The sequence below is a fragment of the Actinoalloteichus sp. AHMU CJ021 genome (genome assembly GCF_002895405.1).
In the GTDB taxonomy this organism is placed as follows: Bacteria; Actinomycetota; Actinomycetes; order Mycobacteriales; family Pseudonocardiaceae; genus Actinoalloteichus_B; species Actinoalloteichus_B caeruleus.
Genome location: NZ_CP025990.1, coordinates 3,091,047 through 3,106,069 on the forward strand (window position 1 = coordinate 3,091,047; position 15,023 = coordinate 3,106,069).

The window sequence follows — 15,023 nt, forward strand, 5'->3', positions numbered from 1 at the left end:
CGTGTGCCTGTGAGCGGCGGTTTTGACACCGTGGTCGTCACTGCGCAGCGGAACTCCTCCCGACATCCCGCAGGGGAAGCTTCACGCCACGGGACCGAGAAGAGGGCGACACGCCCGACCTCGGGTTACGGGGGAGGGCGAACTACACAGAGCCATACATACCGCCTGACGTGCTCAAACACGCAACAGTGAGCACCTAGGGCCGCGAACGGAAGAAGTAGCCGGTCCATGCCCACGATCCAGCAGCTGGTCCGCAAGGGCCGTGAGGACAAGGTCGCGAAGACCAAGACCGCGGCGCTCAAGGGGAGCCCGCAGCGGCGCGGCGTATGCACCCGCGTCTACACCACCACCCCCAAGAAGCCGAACTCGGCGCTGCGCAAGGTGGCCCGTGTGAGGCTCACGAGCGGCATCGAGGTCACGGCCTACATCCCCGGTGAGGGCCACAACCTCCAGGAGCACTCGATGGTGCTCGTTCGCGGTGGCCGTGTGAAGGACCTCCCCGGCGTGCGCTACAAGATCATCCGCGGTTCCCTCGACACCCAGGGCGTCAAGAACCGCAAGCAGGCCCGCAGCCGGTACGGCGCGAAGAAGGAGAAGAGCTAAAGATGCCCCGCAAGGGTCCGGCCCCGAAGCGGCCGCTGATCTCCGATCCCGTCTACGCCTCACCTCTGGTGACGCAGCTCATCAACAAGGTGCTCAGGGACGGCAAGCGCTCGCTGGCTGAGAAGATCGTCTACGAGGCCCTGGAGGGCACTCGGGAGAAGACCGGCACCGACCCGGTCGTCACGCTCAAGCGTGCCCTGGACAACGTGAAGCCCACCCTGGAGGTGCGCAGCCGCCGGGTCGGTGGCGCCACCTACCAGGTGCCGGTGGAGGTGCGCGCTGGTCGTTCCACCACGCTGGCGCTGCGTTGGCTGGTGTCCTTCGCCCGGCAGCGCCGGGAGAAGACGATGGTCGAGCGGCTGATGAACGAGCTGCTGGACGCCAGCAACGGCCTGGGTGCGAGCGTCAAGCGGCGCGAGGACACCCACAAGATGGCGGAGTCCAACAAGGCGTTCGCGCATTACCGCTGGTGATTGGAGTAGCTCGACGCGTACCCGCGTCGGGTCTTCGACCACCCCACAGACAGCTAGGACCAGCTGATCAAGAACGGGGAAGAGTCTCGTGGCACGCGAAGTGCTGACTGACCTGGCCAAGGTCCGGAACATCGGCATCATGGCCCACATCGACGCCGGCAAGACCACCACGACCGAGCGGATCCTGTACTACACCGGGATCAACTACAAGATCGGCGAGGTGCACGACGGCGCGGCGACGATGGACTGGATGGAGGAGGAGCAGAAGCGCGGCATCACCATCACCTCCGCCGCGACCACCTGCTTCTGGGACGACAACCAGATCAACATCATCGACACGCCTGGCCACGTGGACTTCACCGTCGAGGTCGAGCGGTCCCTGCGGGTGCTCGACGGCGCCGTCGCCGTCTTCGACGGCAAGGAAGGTGTCGAGCCCCAGTCCGAGCAGGTCTGGCGGCAGGCGGACAAGTACGAGGTTCCGCGCGTCTGCTTCGTCAACAAGATGGACAAGCTCGGCGCGGACTTCTACTTCACCGTCCGCACCATCGAGGACCGCCTCGGGGCCAAGCCGCTGGTGATCCAGCTGCCGATCGGCGCGGAGAGCGACTTCGCCGGTGTCATCGACCTGGTGGAGATGCGCGCCCTGACCTGGCGCGGCGACGTCCAGAAGGGCGAGGGCTACACCGTCGAGGAGATCCCGGCGGAGCTCGCCGACACGGTGGCCGAGTACCGGGAGAAGCTGCTCGACGCGGTCGCCGAGACCGACGACGACCTGATGGACGCCTACCTCGGTGGCGAGGAGCTGACGGTCGAGCAGATCAAGGCCGGTATCCGGAAGATCACCTGCGCCCGTGAGGCGTACCCGGTGCTGTGCGGGTCCGCGTTCAAGAACAAGGGCGTCCAGCCCATGCTCGACGCGGTCATCGACTACCTGCCCTCGCCGCTGGACGTCCCCGCGGTGCACGGGACGCTCCAGGACGGCGAGACGCACGTCGAGCGCAAGGCGAGCGTGGACGAGCCCTTCTCCGCGCTGGCGTTCAAGATCGCCGTGCACCCGTTCTTCGGCAAGCTGACCTACGTCCGGGTCTACTCCGGCAAGTTGGCCAGCGGCACCCAGGTGGTCAACGCCACCAAGGAGCGCAAGGAGCGCATCGGGAAGCTCTTCCAGATGCACTCCAACAAGGAGAACCCGGTCGACGAGGCCAGGGCGGGCCACATCTACGCGGTGATCGGTCTCAAGGAGACCACCACCGGTGACACGCTGGCCGACCCGCAGGCCCCGGTGGTCCTGGAGTCGATGACGTTCCCGGCTCCGGTCATCGAGGTCGCGATCGAGCCGAAGACCAAGAGCGACCAGGAGAAGCTCTCCACGGCGATCCAGAAGCTCGCCGAGGAGGACCCGACCTTCCAGGTCAAGCTCGACGAGGACACCGGCCAGACGATCATCAAGGGGATGGGCGAGCTCCACCTCGAGGTGCTGGTCAACCGGATGAAGAGCGACTTCAAGGTCGAGGCCAACATCGGCAAGCCGCAGGTGGCCTACCGGGAGACCATCCGGAAGACCATCGAGAAGTACGAGTACACCCACAAGAAGCAGACCGGTGGCTCCGGTCAGTTCGCGCGGGTCATCATCAAGCTCGAGCCGCTGCAGAGCACCGAGGGTGCCCTCTACGAGTTCGAGAACAAGGTGACCGGTGGCCGGGTCCCGAAGGAGTACATCCCCTCGGTCGACCAGGGCGCGCAGGACGCGATGCAGTACGGCGTCCTGGCCGGGTACCCGCTGGTGGGTGTGAAGCTCACGCTGCTCGACGGCGCCTACCACGAGGTCGACTCGTCGGAGATGGCGTTCAAGGTGGCCGGCTCGATGGCGTTGAAGGAGGCGGCGCGCTCCGCGAGCCCCGCCCTCCTCGAGCCGATGATGGCGGTGGAGGTGACGACGCCCGAGGACTACATGGGTGACGTCATCGGTGACCTGAACTCCCGCCGTGGGCAGATCCAGTCCATGGAAGAGCGCAGTGGCACTCGCGTCGTCAAGGCGCTCGTCCCGCTGTCGGAGATGTTCGGGTACGTGGGTGACCTGCGGTCGAAGACCCAGGGTCGCGCCAACTACTCGATGCAGTTCGACTCCTACGCCGAGGTTCCGCAGAACGTCGCGAAGGAGATCATCGCGAAGGCGACGGGCGAGTGATCCAGCCCACCTGAGCGGAGGTTCGCCACCGTCGCACGGCGGTGGCGGGCCATCGCACCACGGGCCGCTCAACCCGGGCGGCGACCGATCGAAACCGCCTGGCACTGACCACAGGTCGAACGGCGGGAAGCAAGAAGAAGTCCAGGAGGACAAACCAGTGGCGAAGGCCAAGTTCGAGCGGGACAAGCCGCACGTCAACATCGGAACCATTGGTCACGTCGACCACGGCAAGACCACCCTGACCGCGGCGATCACCAAGGTTCTGCACGACAAGTACCCGGAGCTGAACCCCTTCACGCCGTTCGACGAGATCGACAAGGCGCCGGAGGAGAAGCAGCGCGGTATCACGATCAACATCGCGCACGTCGAGTACCAGACCGAGAAGCGTCACTACGCGCACGTCGACGCCCCCGGTCACGCCGACTACATCAAGAACATGATCACCGGTGCCGCCCAGATGGACGGCGCGATCCTGGTGGTCGCGGCGACCGACGGCCCGATGCCGCAGACCCGTGAGCACGTGCTGCTGGCCCGTCAGGTGGGTGTGCCCTACATCCTCGTCGCGCTGAACAAGTCCGACATGGTGGACGACGAGGAGATCCTGGAGCTCGTCGAGCTCGAGGTCCGCGAGCTGCTCTCCTCGCAGGAGTTCCCCGGCGACGACGTCCCGGTCGTGCGCGTCTCCGCGCTGAAGGCGCTGGAGGGCGACGCCGAGTGGGGCGCCAAGCTCCTGGAGCTGATGGAGGCTGTCGACGAGAACGTGCCGGACCCGGTGCGTGAGGTCGAGAAGCCGTTCCTGATGCCCATCGAGGACGTCTTCACCATCACCGGTCGTGGAACGGTTGTCACCGGTCGTATTGAGCGCGGCCAGATCAACCTGAACGAGGAGGTGGAGGTGGTCGGCATCAAGGAGAAGTCCTTCAAGACCACCGTCACCAGCATCGAGATGTTCAAGAAGTTCCTCGACCAGGGCCAGGCCGGCGACAACGCCGCCCTGCTGCTCCGCGGTGTGAAGCGCGAGGAGGTCGAGCGGGGCCAGGTCGTGGTCAAGCCCGGCACGACCACGCCGCACAAGAAGTTCGAGGCGCAGGTCTACATCCTGTCCAAGGACGAGGGTGGCCGCCACACGCCGTTCTTCAACAACTACCGCCCGCAGTTCTACTTCCGGACCACGGACGTGACCGGCGTGGTGACCCTCCCCGAGGGCACCGAGATGGTGATGCCCGGTGACAGCACCAGCATCTCCGTCGAGCTGATCCAGCCCGTGGCCATGGACGAGGGTCTGCGGCTGGCGATCCGTGAGGGTGGCCGCACCGTCGGTGCCGGCCAGGTCACCAAGATCGTCGAGTGAGTCGTTGAGGAGGCGCGCTCCGTCAGGAGCGCGCCTCCCCCCGATTTGGGTGGCCACACCGTGGTGTGGCATCCTGTATGGGTTGCTCGCCCTGAGGGCGAGAGCCGGCGTCCCGAGCCAGATGGGAGCTTGGGTCGATTACGGATCGCCGCCGGGAGTTCTTCGCTGTGCGGAGGATGGCGGTGGCGATGGATCCCAACGACCAGAGCCGACGGGCAGGTCTGTGAGCATCGGGCGCGACACGCCCGACCGCGTGGACCGGTGACCGTGATGACTGGCCGTGTTTCCTCCGAGGTGGGGGCGCTGTCATGAGTCGGGACCAGGTCGGGGAGCAACGCGGCACACTCGCAGCGTTAGTCACATAGCGGCACGAGACTAGAGGAACGGCAAGCCATCATGGCGGGACAGAAGATCCGCATCCGGCTCAAGGCCTACGACCACGAGGCGATCGACGCGTCCGCGCGCAAGATCGTCGAGACTGTGACGCGCACCGGCGCTCGGGTCGTCGGACCGGTGCCGCTGCCCACCGAGAAGAACGTGTACTGCGTCATTCGCTCGCCGCACAAGTACAAGGACTCTCGCGAGCACTTCGAGATGCGTACGCACAAGCGTCTGATCGACATCCTCGACCCGTCGCCGAAGACGGTGGATGCGCTCATGCGTATCGACCTGCCGGCCAGCGTCGACGTCAACATTCAGTGATTTCGGGCGCGACGGATTCCAAGCGGCGGAGATGAACGAGACCCATGTCTGACAGGCAGATCAAGGGGATCCTGGGTACCAAGCTCGGTATGACCCAGGTCTTCGATGAGAACAACCGGATCGTGCCGGTGACGGTCGTGAAGGCCGACCCGAACGTGGTCACGCAGATCCGGACCCCGGAGAAGGACGGCTACTCGGCCGTGCAGCTCGGCTTCGGCGCGGTGGACCCGCGCAGGGTGACCAAGCCGCGCGCCGGTCAGTTCACCGCGGCCGGGGTGACCCCGCGCCGCCACCTGGTGGAGCTGCGGACGGCCGACGCCGGTGGCTACGAGGTCGGCCAGGAGGTGACGGCCGAGGTGTTCGACTCCGGCGTCCTGGTGGACGTCGTCGGCACCAGCAAGGGCAAGGGCACCGCGGGTGTGATGAAGCGGCACGGCTTCGCTGGCCTCGGCGCGAGCCACGGTACCCAGCGCAAGCACCGCTCGCCCGGCTCGATCGGTGGCTGTGCCACCCCGGGCCGCGTGTTCAAGGGTGTGCGGATGGCCGGCCGGATGGGCAACGTCCGGGTGACCACCCAGAACCTCAAGGTGCACCGCACCGACGTGGACGCCGGCCTGATTCTGATCAAGGGCGCCATTCCCGGCCCGAAGGGCGGACTGGTGCTGGTCAAGACCGCCGCGAAGGGTGGTGCCGTCTGATGAGCGCGAGCTCTGTTGAGATCAAGACCCCGGCCGGCGGGACCGACGGCTCGGTCGAGCTGCCCGCTGAGGTGTTCGACGCCCAGGCGAACGTGGCGTTGATGCACCAGGTCGTGGTGGCCCAGCAGGCCGCCGCGCGCCAGGGCACCCACTCCACCAGGACGCGTGGCGAGGTCGCCGGCGGTGGCCGCAAGCCCTACCGCCAGAAGGGCACCGGCCGGGCCCGCCAGGGTTCGGTGCGGGCTCCGCAGTTCGTCGGCGGTGGCACGGTGCACGGCCCGGTTCCGAGGGACTACTCCCAGCGGACCCCCAAGAAGATGAAGGCCGCCGCCCTGCGCGGCGCGCTGTCGGACCGCGCGCGGGCTGGCCAGGTCCACGTCGTGTCGGCCGTGGTGGCGGGCGACGCCCCGTCCACCAAGAGCGCCCGCAAGGTGCTGGAGGGCGTCACCTCCGCTCGCCGGGTGCTGGTCGTCCTCACCCGCGAGGACGTCCTCGGCTGGCAGAGCCTGCGCAACCTGACGAACGTGCACCTGATCGCACCGGACCAGCTGAACACGTACGACGTGCTGGTCAACGACGACGTGGTGTTCACCAAGGACGCGCTGTCGTCCTTCCTCGCCGGCCCCATCAGTGGCAAGGCGGTCAAGGCGACCGCCAGGTCCTCCGAGGTGGCCGAGTCCGGCGTCGGTGAGGCTGAAGAGGAGGCTGGGAAGTGATTTCCGACCCCCGCGACATTCTGGTCGCGCCGGTGATCTCCGAGAAGAGCTACGGGCTCCTCGAGGAGAAGAAGTACACCTTCGTGGTGTCGCCGAGCGCGAACAAGACCGAGATCAAGATCGCGGTCGAGAAGGTCTTCGGTGTGAAGGTCACCACGGTGAACACGCTCAACCGCAACGGCAAGCGCAAGCGCACCCGCACCGGGTTCGGCAAGCGCAAGGACACCAAGCGGGCGATCGTGACCCTGCACCCGGACAGCAAGCCGATCGAGATCTTCGGCGGCCCGGCCGCGTGAGGCGGCCGGATAGTCGAACCGGACTCTAGTGACTGAGGACTGCTGAGACATGGGCATCCGCAAGTACAAGCCGACGACGCCGGGCCGTCGTGGCGCCAGCGTGTCCGACTTCGCCGAGATCACTCGGTCGGAGCCGGAGAAGTCGCTGGTGCGCCCGCTGCACGGCCGCGGCGGCCGCAACGCGCACGGCAAGATCACCACCCGGCACAAGGGTGGCGGTCACAAGCGCGCCTACCGCCTGATCGACTTCCGCAGGGCGGACAAGGACGGCGTGCCGGCCAAGGTCGCGCACATCGAGTACGACCCCAACCGGACCGCGCGGATCGCGCTGCTGCACTACGCCGACGGCGAGAAGCGCTACATCATCGCCCCGGACAAGATCAAGCAGGGTGACCCGATCGAGAGCGGCGCTCGCGCCGACATCAAGCCGGGCAACAACCTGCCGCTGCGCAACATCCCGACGGGCACCGTGGTGCACGCGATCGAGCTCCGCCCCGGCGGTGGCGCGAAGATCGCCCGCTCCGCCGGTTCGCGGGTGCAGCTCGTGGCGAAGGACGGCCCCTACGCCCAGCTGCGGATGCCCTCCGGGGAGATCCGCAACGTGGACGTGCGCTGCCGCGCCACGGTGGGTGAGGTCGGGAACTCCGAGCACAGCAACATCAACTGGGGCAAGGCGGGCCGCAACCGCTGGCGGGGCAAGCGCCCCACCGTGCGTGGTGTCGTCATGAACCCGGTGGACCACCCGCACGGTGGTGGTGAGGGCAAGACCTCCGGTGGTCGCCACCCGGTCAACCCGAACGGCAAGCCCGAGGGCCGGACCCGCCGCCGCAAGCCGAGTGACAAGCTCATCGTCCGCCGCCGGCGCACCGGCAAGAAGCGCTGAGCAGGGAGGGAGTGAAGGATGCCACGCAGCCTGAAGAAGGGCCCGTTCGTTGACGACCACCTGCTCAAGAAGGTGGACGCGCTGAACGAGACCGGCAAGAAGACCGTCATCAAGACCTGGTCCCGCCGCTCGACGATCATCCCGGACATGTTGGGCCACACCTTCGCGGTGCACGACGGCCGCAAGCACGTCCCGGTGTTCGTCACCGAGTCGATGGTCGGGCACAAGTTGGGCGAGTTCGCCCCGACCCGGACCTTCAAGGGACACGTCAAGGAAGACCGCCGTTCGCGCCGCCGCTGAGGCGCCAACCGTGACACGGATGAACCAAGAGCAAGGGGTAACAGCGATGAACGCCCGAAAGGACGCCGCGGCGCCGGAAGACGCGGAGACGCCGTCGCGCGCCGTGGCGCGGGCCCGCTACGTCCGCGCGACGCCGATGAAGGTGCGCCGCGTGGTCGATCTCGTGAGGGGCCGCAACGCCCAGGAAGCTCTGGCCGTGCTGCAGTTCGCGCCGCAGGCGGCGAGTGAGCCGGTAGCGAAGGTGGTCGCGAGCGCGGTCGCCAACGCACAGAACAACCTGGATCTTGACCCGGACACGCTGTGGATCTCGACGATCTACGTGGATGAGGGGCCGACGCTGAAGCGGATTCGGCCGCGCGCCCAGGGGCGGGCGTACCGAGTCCGGAAGCGGACCAGCCACATCACCGTCGAGCTCGAGTCGCGGCCGAAGGCCGCGGCGGGTGCTCGCAAGTCCAGCGCGAAGGGAAGTGCCCGGTAGTGGGTCAGAAGATCAACCCGCACGGCTTCCGGCTGGGGATCACCACTGACTGGAAGTCCCGCTGGTACGCCGACAAGCAGTACTCCGAATACGTCGCCGAGGACGTGAAGATCCGCCGGATGCTCTCCAAGGGCATGGAGCGGGCCGGTATCGCCAAGGTGGACATCGAGCGGACCCGGGACCGGGTGCGCGTCGACATCCACACCGCGCGGCCGGGCATCGTCATTGGTCGTCGTGGCGCGGAGGCGGACCGCATCAGGACCGAGCTGGAGAAGCTCACCAAGAAGCAGATCCAGCTCAACGTCCTCGAGGTCAAGGGACCCGAGTCGGACGCCCAGCTGGTGGCCCAGGGGGTCGCCGAGCAGCTGTCCAACCGTGTCGCCTTCCGGCGTGCCATGCGCAAGGCGATCCAGTCGGCGATGCGCTCGCCGCAGGTCAAGGGCATCCGCGTCAAGGTGAGCGGCCGGCTCGGCGGTGCCGAGATGTCCCGTTCCGAGTTCTACCTCGAGGGTCGGGTGCCGCTGCACACGCTGCGCGCGGACATCGACTACGGCTTCTTCGAGGCGAAGACGACCTTCGGCCGCATCGGCGTCAAGGTGTGGATCTACCGAGGTGAGCTGGTCGGCGGGCTGAAGGCCCGCGAGGCCAACACCGAGTCCCGCCCGCCGCGCCGTGACCGCTCCGACCGCCCGAACCGCCGTCGTGGCGAGGGTGGGCAGCGGGGTGGCCGGGCCAAGGAGGCCGTGGCGGCTGGTGCCGGCGCGGCCGAGTCCACCCCGGCGGCGGCTGAGGCGCCCGCCGAGAAGACGGAGGGCTGAGAGATGCTCATCCCGCGCAAGGTCAAGTACCGCAAGCAGCATCGCCCGGTCCGCCGTGGCATGTCCAAGGGCGGGAACCAGGTCACCTTCGGTGAGTTCGGCATCCAGGCGCTGGAGCCGGCCTACGTGACCAACCGGCAGATCGAGTCCGCTCGTATCGCCATCACCCGGCACATCCGCCGTGGCGGCAAGGTCTGGATCAACATCTTCCCGGACCGTCCGCTGACGAAGAAGCCCGCCGAGACCCGGATGGGTTCCGGTAAGGGTTCCCCGGAGTACTGGGTGGCCAACGTGAAGCCCGGTCGGGTTCTGTTCGAGATGAACTACCCGAACGAGCCGGTGGCTCGTGAGGCCCTGCGCCGCGCGATCCACAAGCTCCCGATGAAGTGCCGGATCGTGACCCGTGAGGGTGGTGAGTTCTGATGGCAGCGGCTACCACGAGCGCGGCCGAGCTGCGTGAGCTCAGCCACACCGATCTGGTGCAGCGTCTGCGGGAGGCCAAGGAGGAGCTGTTCAACCTCCGTTTCCAGATGGCCACCGGCCAGCTCGAGAACAACCGTCGGCTGCGCGTCGTGCGGCACGACATCGCCAGGATCTACACGGTGATGCGTGAGCGTGAGCTGGGCCTCTCGGTGTCGCCGGAGCAGGACGAGGCCACGGATGAGGGTGCCGCATGAGTGAGAAGGACGTGAACGGCGCGGTGACTGACACCACTGGTGGCGACGCGCGCAACAGCCGCAAGGTGCGCGAGGGATACGTCGTGTCCGACAAGATGGACAAGACGATCGTGGTCCAGCTCGAGGACCGCAAGAAGCACGCGCTCTACGGCAAGGTCATGCGGCGCACCACCAAGGTGAAGGCGCACGACGAGCAGAACTCCGCGGGCGTGGGCGACCGCGTGCTGCTGATGGAGACCCGGCCGCTGTCGGCCACCAAGCGGTGGCGGCTGGCCGAGGTCCTGGAGAAGGCCAAGTAAGAGGCTCGAGGGCACCTGTGGTGTCCTTGGTCTGGACGGGTGGCGGCCCGACGGTGGTCGGGCCGCCCTCCGCATGAGGAGACCGCGTGCGTCGGGTCGGAAATCCGGCGCACAAGAAGCAGGTCAGGAGTAGACGTGATCCAGCAGGAGTCGCGGCTTCGGGTCGCCGACAACACGGGCGCCAGGGAGATCCTGTGCATCCGGGTTCTCGGCGGGTCCGGGCGGCGGTACGCGAGCATCGGCGACATCATCGTGGGCACGGTGAAGGAGGCCATCCCGGGCGCCAACGTCAAGCGTGGCGACGTGGTGAAGGCCGTCGTGGTGCGCACCGCCAAGGAGAAGCGCCGTCCGGACGGTTCCTACATCCGGTTCGACGAGAACGCGGCGGTCATCATCCGGAACGACAACGAGCCGCGTGGGACCCGCATCTTCGGCCCGGTCGGCCGGGAGCTCCGGGACAAGAAGTTCATGAAGATCATTTCGCTGGCGCCGGAGGTGCTCTGATGAAGGTGCACAAGGGCGACACCGTGGTGGTCATCGCCGGCAAGGACAAGGGCGCGAAGGGCAAGGTCATCCAGGCCTACCCGCACACCCAGCGCGTCCTGGTCGAAGGCGTGAACCGGATCAAGAAGCACACCAAGATCTCCCGTACCCAGCGTGGCGCGCAGTCCGGCGGCATCGTGACGCAGGAGGCCGCCATCCACGTGAGCAACGTGCAGGTGGTCGACTCCGACGGCAAGCCGGCGCGCGTGGGTTACCGCGAGGACGAGGACGGTCGGCGGGTGCGGATCTCCCGCAGGAACGGTAAGGACATCTGAGCATGACGACCGCAGAGAAGATCGTCCCCCGGCTGAAGGTCCGCTACCGCGAGGAGATCGTCCCCGGCCTGCGCGAGCAGTTCGACTACGGCAACCCGCACCAGATCCCCGGTGTGGTCAAGGTCGTCGTCAACATGGGCATCGGCGAGGCGGCCAGGGACGGCAAGCTGATCGAGGGTGCCGTTCGCGACCTCGCCAGCATCACCGGCCAGCGGCCCGAGGTCCGCCGGGCCCGCAAGTCCATCGCACAGTTCAAGCTCCGTGAGGGCATGCCGATCGGCGCCAGGGTCACCCTGCGCGGCGACCGGATGTGGGAGTTCCTTGACCGACTGCTGACGATCGCGCTGCCGCGTATCCGCGACTTCCGCGGTCTGTCGGACCGGCAGTTCGACGGCAAGGGCAACTACACGTTCGGCCTGAGCGAGCAGTCGATGTTCCACGAGATCGATCTCGACTCGATCGATCGTCCGCGGGGCATGGACATCACGGTCGTCACCTCGGCGATCAACGACGAGGAAGGCCGGGCGTTGCTGCGCCGGCTGGGCTTCCCGTTCAAGGAACGCTGAACCGACCGTCCGTCATCGCGACGTGAGCATCGAAGTTGAGGAGAACCGATGGCCAAGAAGGCGCTGATCGCGAAGGCGTCGCGCAAGCCGAAGTTCGCGGTGCGGGCCTACACCCGTTGCCAGCGCTGCGGGCGTCCGCACGCTGTGTACCGCAAGTTCGGCCTGTGCAGGGTGTGCCTTCGTGAGATGGCCCACCGCGGCGAACTGCCCGGTGTGCACAAGTCGAGCTGGTGAGGTCGCGGGCGCCGGAGTCGGCGCCCCACCGCCAGTTCGCTGACCACTAGTTCGCTCAAGGCCCCGACGGGGAACCAGGGCGAGAAAGGTTGACCAGGTCACCATGACGATGACCGACCCGATCGCAGACTTCCTGACACGTCTGCGTAACGCCAGCTCGGCATACCACGACGAGGTCGTGCTGCCGCACTCCAAGCTGAAGGCGAACATCGCCGAGATCCTCAAGCGTGAGGGTTACGTCTCCGGCCACCGTGTCGAGGACGGCGAGAAGAGCCAGAACCTGGTCGTCGAGCTCAAGTACGGGCCGAACCGCGAGCGGAGCATCGCGGGCCTGCGGCGTGTATCGAAGCCCGGCCTTCGGGTGTACGCCAAGTCCACCACGCTGCCGCGCGTGCTCGGTGGTCTTGGTATCGCGATCATCTCGACCTCCGGCGGTCTGATGACCGACCGGCAGGCGGCCAAGCAGGGCGTGGGCGGGGAAGTCCTCGCCTACGTCTGGTGAGGAAGGGGGTAACGGCATGTCGCGCATTGGGAAGCTGCCGATCACCGTTCCCTCGGGTGTCGATGTCGCCATCGACGGCCGCACGGTGACGGTGAAGGGCCCGAAGGGTTCGCTCAGCCACACGCTGGTGGAACCCATCACGATCGATCGTGACGAGGATGGCTCCCTGCTGGTGAGCCGCCCCGACGACGAGCGGAAGAGCAGGTCGCTGCACGGGTTGTCGCGGACTCTCGTCAACAACCTGATCGTCGGCGTGAACCAGGGCTACGAAAAGAAGCTGGAGATCCACGGCGTCGGTTACCGCGTGACGCTCAAGGGCTCCGAACTGGAGTTCGCGCTCGGCTTCAGCCACCCGGTGAAGGTCGCGCCCCCGGAGGGTGTGACGTTCCAGGTGGAGAGCCCGACCAAGTTCTCCGTCCACGGCATCGACAAGCAGCGCGTGGGCGAGGTCGCGGCCAAGATCCGCAAGCTGCGGCGGCCGGACCCGTACAAGGGCAAGGGCGTGCGGTACGCGGGCGAGGTCATCCGCCGCAAGGTCGGAAAGACGGGTAAGTGATCATGAGCGAAAGCACTGCAACCACCGCCGCCAAGCGCAAGCCCGTCGGCAAGGACGTGTCGACCACGCGTCGGGTGGCCAGGGCCCGCCGGCACTTCCGTCTTCGGAAGAAGATCAGCGGTACGGCGGAGCGGCCGCGTCTTGTCGTGCACCGTTCCTCGCGGCACATCGTGGCCCAGGTGATCGACGACCTGGCTGGCCACACGCTGGCGTCCGCGTCGAGCCTCGAGGGCGACGTCCGCGCGCTGGACGGCGACAAGAAGGCCAGGGCGGCCAAGGTCGGCGAGCTGGTGGCGGCCCGCGCGAAGACCGCGGGCATCGGCACCGTCGTGTTCGACCGGGGCGGCTACGAGTACCACGGCCGGATCGCGGCCCTGGCCGACGCCGCGCGCGAGGCGGGGTTGGAGTTCTGAGAACCATGGACAGGATCGAGTTGAACGAGAGGGTCGTCTGATGCCAGGACGCACGCGTCGTGACGGCGGGTCGGAGCGCGGAGAGCGCCGCGACCGCCGGGACGGTGGCCGCGGCGGGGCGGCCCAGGAGAAGACCCCGCATCTTGAGCGCGTGGTCGCGATCAACCGCGTGGCCAAGGTCGTCAAGGGCGGTCGGCGTTTCAGCTTCACCGCGTTGGTGATCGTCGGTGACGGCGACGGCATGGTCGGTGTCGGTTACGGCAAGGCCAAGGAGGTGCCGGCAGCGATCGCCAAGGGCGTCGAGGAGGCCAAGAAGAGCTTCTTCCGCGTCCCGAGGATCGCCGGCACCATCACGCACCCCATCCAGGGCGAGGCGGCGGCCGGTGTCGTGCTGCTGCGCCCGGCGGCCCCCGGTACCGGTGTCATCGCCGGTGGTCCGGTGCGTGCCGTGCTGGAGTGCGCCGGTGTCCACGACGTGCTGAGCAAGTCGCTCGGCAGCGACAACGCGATCAACATCGTGCACGCGACGGTGGCCGCGCTGAAGGGCCTGCAGCGGCCGGAAGAGGTCGCGGCTCGCCGTGGCCTGCCGCTCGAGGACGTCGCGCCGGCCGGAATGCTGCGGGCCAGGGCCGGGCAGGGAGTGTGACATGGCGCAGCTCAAGGTGACCCAGGTGCGCAGCACCATCGGTAACAAGCAGAACCAGCGGGACTCGCTGCGGACGCTCGGGCTGCGGAAGATCCGCCAGTCCGTGGTCCGCGACGACAACCCCGAGGTTCGCGGTCTGATCAACACCGTCCGCCACCTGGTGACGGTGGAGGAGGTGAACTGAAGGTCATGACCATCAAGATTCACCACCTGCGGCCCGCGCCCGGTTCCAAGACCGCCAAGACCCGCGTCGGTCGTGGTGAGGGTTCCAAGGGCAAGACCGCGGGTCGTGGGACCAAGGGCACCAAGGCACGGAAGAACGTGCCCGCGGCCTTCGAGGGTGGGCAGATGCCGCTGCACATGCGGCTGCCCAAGCTCAAGGGCTTCAAGAACCGTTTCCGGGTGGAGTACCAGGTCGTCAACGTCTCGGACCTGGGGCGCCTCTTCCCGGAGGGTGGCACGGTGGGCATCGACGAACTCGTCGCCGCCGGCGCCGTCCGGAAGAACCAGTTGGTGAAGGTGCTGGGCACCGGCGACCTCGGCGGAGTCAAGCTGGACGTCACCGCCAACGCCTTCTCCAGCAGCGCGATCGAGAAGATCACCGCCGTCGGTGGGACGACCACCACGGTCTGATCGCGTCAGAGCACCGCGCGCGGCCCGCAGGGGAGTCCTCCCCTGCGGGCCGCGCGCGTTCTCGCCGTTCCGGGGGGTCCACGCCGGGGCCGAGCGGTGGGTGGGAGGGGTGGTGCAGGAGATCATCGGATCCGGTGACCGCCTCGCTGGGGCCGTCACCCGGTGTGGACCTC

25 protein-coding genes are annotated in these 15,023 nt (G+C 67.4%); all 25 read left to right on the plus strand.

Annotated elements, in window-relative coordinates:
• The first annotated feature begins 228 nt into the window (after positions 1-228).
• The 25 genes from rpsL to rplO all read left to right on the plus strand — a co-directional run bounded on the left by rpsL (position 229) and on the right by rplO (position 14,850).
• Positions 229-603: a 30S ribosomal protein S12 gene (rpsL, locus tag C1701_RS13230; protein WP_016698050.1), complete on the plus strand. Its 375-nt coding sequence runs from the start codon at positions 229-231 to the stop codon at positions 601-603.
• Positions 604-605: 2 nt separating this feature from the next.
• Positions 606-1,076: a 30S ribosomal protein S7 gene (gene rpsG / locus C1701_RS13235; protein ID WP_016698049.1), complete on the plus strand. Its 471-nt coding sequence runs from the start codon at positions 606-608 to the stop codon at positions 1,074-1,076.
• An 88-nt stretch (positions 1,077-1,164) separates the two neighbouring features.
• Positions 1,165-3,264, plus strand: coding sequence for an elongation factor G (gene fusA, locus C1701_RS13240; RefSeq protein WP_103055975.1), 2,100 nt, complete (start codon positions 1,165-1,167; stop codon positions 3,262-3,264).
• A 157-nt stretch (positions 3,265-3,421) separates the two neighbouring features.
• Entirely contained in the window at positions 3,422-4,615 is a 1,194-nt protein-coding gene (gene tuf, locus C1701_RS13245) for an elongation factor Tu (protein ID WP_016698485.1), read from the plus strand.
• A gap of 396 nt (positions 4,616-5,011) precedes the next feature.
• The gene (gene rpsJ / locus C1701_RS13250; protein ID WP_016698486.1) at positions 5,012-5,317 is read left to right on the plus strand and encodes a 30S ribosomal protein S10; all 306 of its coding nucleotides are present in this window, start codon (positions 5,012-5,014) and stop codon (positions 5,315-5,317) included.
• A gap of 44 nt (positions 5,318-5,361) precedes the next feature.
• Positions 5,362-6,015 (plus strand): 50S ribosomal protein L3, encoded by a 654-nt coding sequence (gene rplC, locus C1701_RS13255; protein ID WP_026419526.1) that lies wholly within the window; start codon positions 5,362-5,364, stop codon positions 6,013-6,015.
• Entirely contained in the window at positions 6,015-6,731 is a 717-nt protein-coding gene (gene rplD, locus C1701_RS13260; protein ID WP_026419525.1) for a 50S ribosomal protein L4, read from the plus strand. The genes rplC and rplD overlap by 1 nt, the downstream gene beginning before the upstream one ends.
• On the plus strand, positions 6,728-7,027 hold the full coding sequence (gene rplW / locus C1701_RS13265; RefSeq protein ID WP_026419524.1) for a 50S ribosomal protein L23: 300 nt from the start codon (positions 6,728-6,730) through the stop codon (positions 7,025-7,027). The genes rplD and rplW overlap by 4 nt, the downstream gene beginning before the upstream one ends.
• Positions 7,028-7,076: 49 nt before the next feature.
• Positions 7,077-7,910, plus strand: a complete 834-nt coding sequence (gene rplB / locus C1701_RS13270) for a 50S ribosomal protein L2 (RefSeq protein WP_016698490.1) — start codon at positions 7,077-7,079, stop codon at positions 7,908-7,910.
• An 18-nt stretch (positions 7,911-7,928) separates the two neighbouring features.
• A complete protein-coding gene (rpsS, locus tag C1701_RS13275) occupies positions 7,929-8,210 on the plus strand; it encodes a 30S ribosomal protein S19 (RefSeq protein ID WP_016698491.1) in 282 nt (93 codons plus the stop codon).
• A 46-nt stretch (positions 8,211-8,256) separates the two neighbouring features.
• Positions 8,257-8,688: a 50S ribosomal protein L22 gene (rplV, locus tag C1701_RS13280; protein ID WP_016698492.1), complete on the plus strand. Its 432-nt coding sequence runs from the start codon at positions 8,257-8,259 to the stop codon at positions 8,686-8,688.
• Positions 8,688-9,506: a 30S ribosomal protein S3 gene (gene rpsC / locus C1701_RS13285; protein WP_026419522.1), complete on the plus strand. Its 819-nt coding sequence runs from the start codon at positions 8,688-8,690 to the stop codon at positions 9,504-9,506. Before rplV ends, rpsC begins: the two co-directional genes overlap by 1 nt.
• Positions 9,507-9,509: 3 nt before the next feature.
• A complete protein-coding gene (rplP, locus tag C1701_RS13290; RefSeq protein ID WP_016698494.1) occupies positions 9,510-9,929 on the plus strand; it encodes a 50S ribosomal protein L16 in 420 nt (139 codons plus the stop codon).
• A complete protein-coding gene (gene rpmC / locus C1701_RS13295; protein ID WP_016698495.1) occupies positions 9,929-10,183 on the plus strand; it encodes a 50S ribosomal protein L29 in 255 nt (84 codons plus the stop codon). Before rplP ends, rpmC begins: the two co-directional genes overlap by 1 nt.
• Complete coding sequence (rpsQ, locus tag C1701_RS13300) at positions 10,180-10,482, plus strand: 30S ribosomal protein S17 (RefSeq protein ID WP_026419521.1); 303 nt, start codon at positions 10,180-10,182, stop codon at positions 10,480-10,482. Before rpmC ends, rpsQ begins: the two co-directional genes overlap by 4 nt.
• A gap of 135 nt (positions 10,483-10,617) precedes the next feature.
• The gene (gene rplN, locus C1701_RS13305; RefSeq protein WP_016698497.1) at positions 10,618-10,986 is read left to right on the plus strand and encodes a 50S ribosomal protein L14; all 369 of its coding nucleotides are present in this window, start codon (positions 10,618-10,620) and stop codon (positions 10,984-10,986) included.
• Positions 10,986-11,300 carry a 50S ribosomal protein L24 gene (rplX, locus tag C1701_RS13310; protein ID WP_026419520.1) on the plus strand — a complete coding sequence of 105 codons (315 nt, stop codon included), beginning with the start codon at positions 10,986-10,988 and terminating at the stop codon, positions 11,298-11,300. The genes rplN and rplX overlap by 1 nt, the downstream gene beginning before the upstream one ends.
• 2 nt (positions 11,301-11,302) lie before the next feature.
• The gene (gene rplE, locus C1701_RS13315) at positions 11,303-11,866 is read left to right on the plus strand and encodes a 50S ribosomal protein L5 (RefSeq protein ID WP_016698499.1); all 564 of its coding nucleotides are present in this window, start codon (positions 11,303-11,305) and stop codon (positions 11,864-11,866) included.
• A gap of 48 nt (positions 11,867-11,914) precedes the next feature.
• A complete protein-coding gene (locus C1701_RS13320) occupies positions 11,915-12,100 on the plus strand; it encodes a type Z 30S ribosomal protein S14 (protein ID WP_016698500.1) in 186 nt (61 codons plus the stop codon).
• Between the two features lie 103 nt (positions 12,101-12,203).
• Entirely contained in the window at positions 12,204-12,602 is a 399-nt protein-coding gene (rpsH, locus tag C1701_RS13325; RefSeq protein WP_026419519.1) for a 30S ribosomal protein S8, read from the plus strand.
• Positions 12,603-12,618: 16 nt separating this feature from the next.
• Positions 12,619-13,158 (plus strand): 50S ribosomal protein L6, encoded by a 540-nt coding sequence (gene rplF, locus C1701_RS13330; RefSeq protein WP_026419518.1) that lies wholly within the window; start codon positions 12,619-12,621, stop codon positions 13,156-13,158.
• The gene (rplR, locus tag C1701_RS13335; RefSeq protein WP_016698503.1) at positions 13,155-13,571 is read left to right on the plus strand and encodes a 50S ribosomal protein L18; all 417 of its coding nucleotides are present in this window, start codon (positions 13,155-13,157) and stop codon (positions 13,569-13,571) included. Before rplF ends, rplR begins: the two co-directional genes overlap by 4 nt.
• Before the next feature lie 40 nt (positions 13,572-13,611).
• Entirely contained in the window at positions 13,612-14,217 is a 606-nt protein-coding gene (rpsE, locus tag C1701_RS13340) for a 30S ribosomal protein S5 (protein WP_016698504.1), read from the plus strand.
• A gap of 1 nt (position 14,218) precedes the next feature.
• Complete coding sequence (gene rpmD, locus C1701_RS13345) at positions 14,219-14,401, plus strand: 50S ribosomal protein L30 (protein ID WP_016698505.1); 183 nt, start codon at positions 14,219-14,221, stop codon at positions 14,399-14,401.
• Between the two features lie 5 nt (positions 14,402-14,406).
• Positions 14,407-14,850, plus strand: a complete 444-nt coding sequence (rplO, locus tag C1701_RS13350; protein ID WP_026419516.1) for a 50S ribosomal protein L15 — start codon at positions 14,407-14,409, stop codon at positions 14,848-14,850.
• Positions 14,851-15,023: the final 173 nt, after the last annotated feature.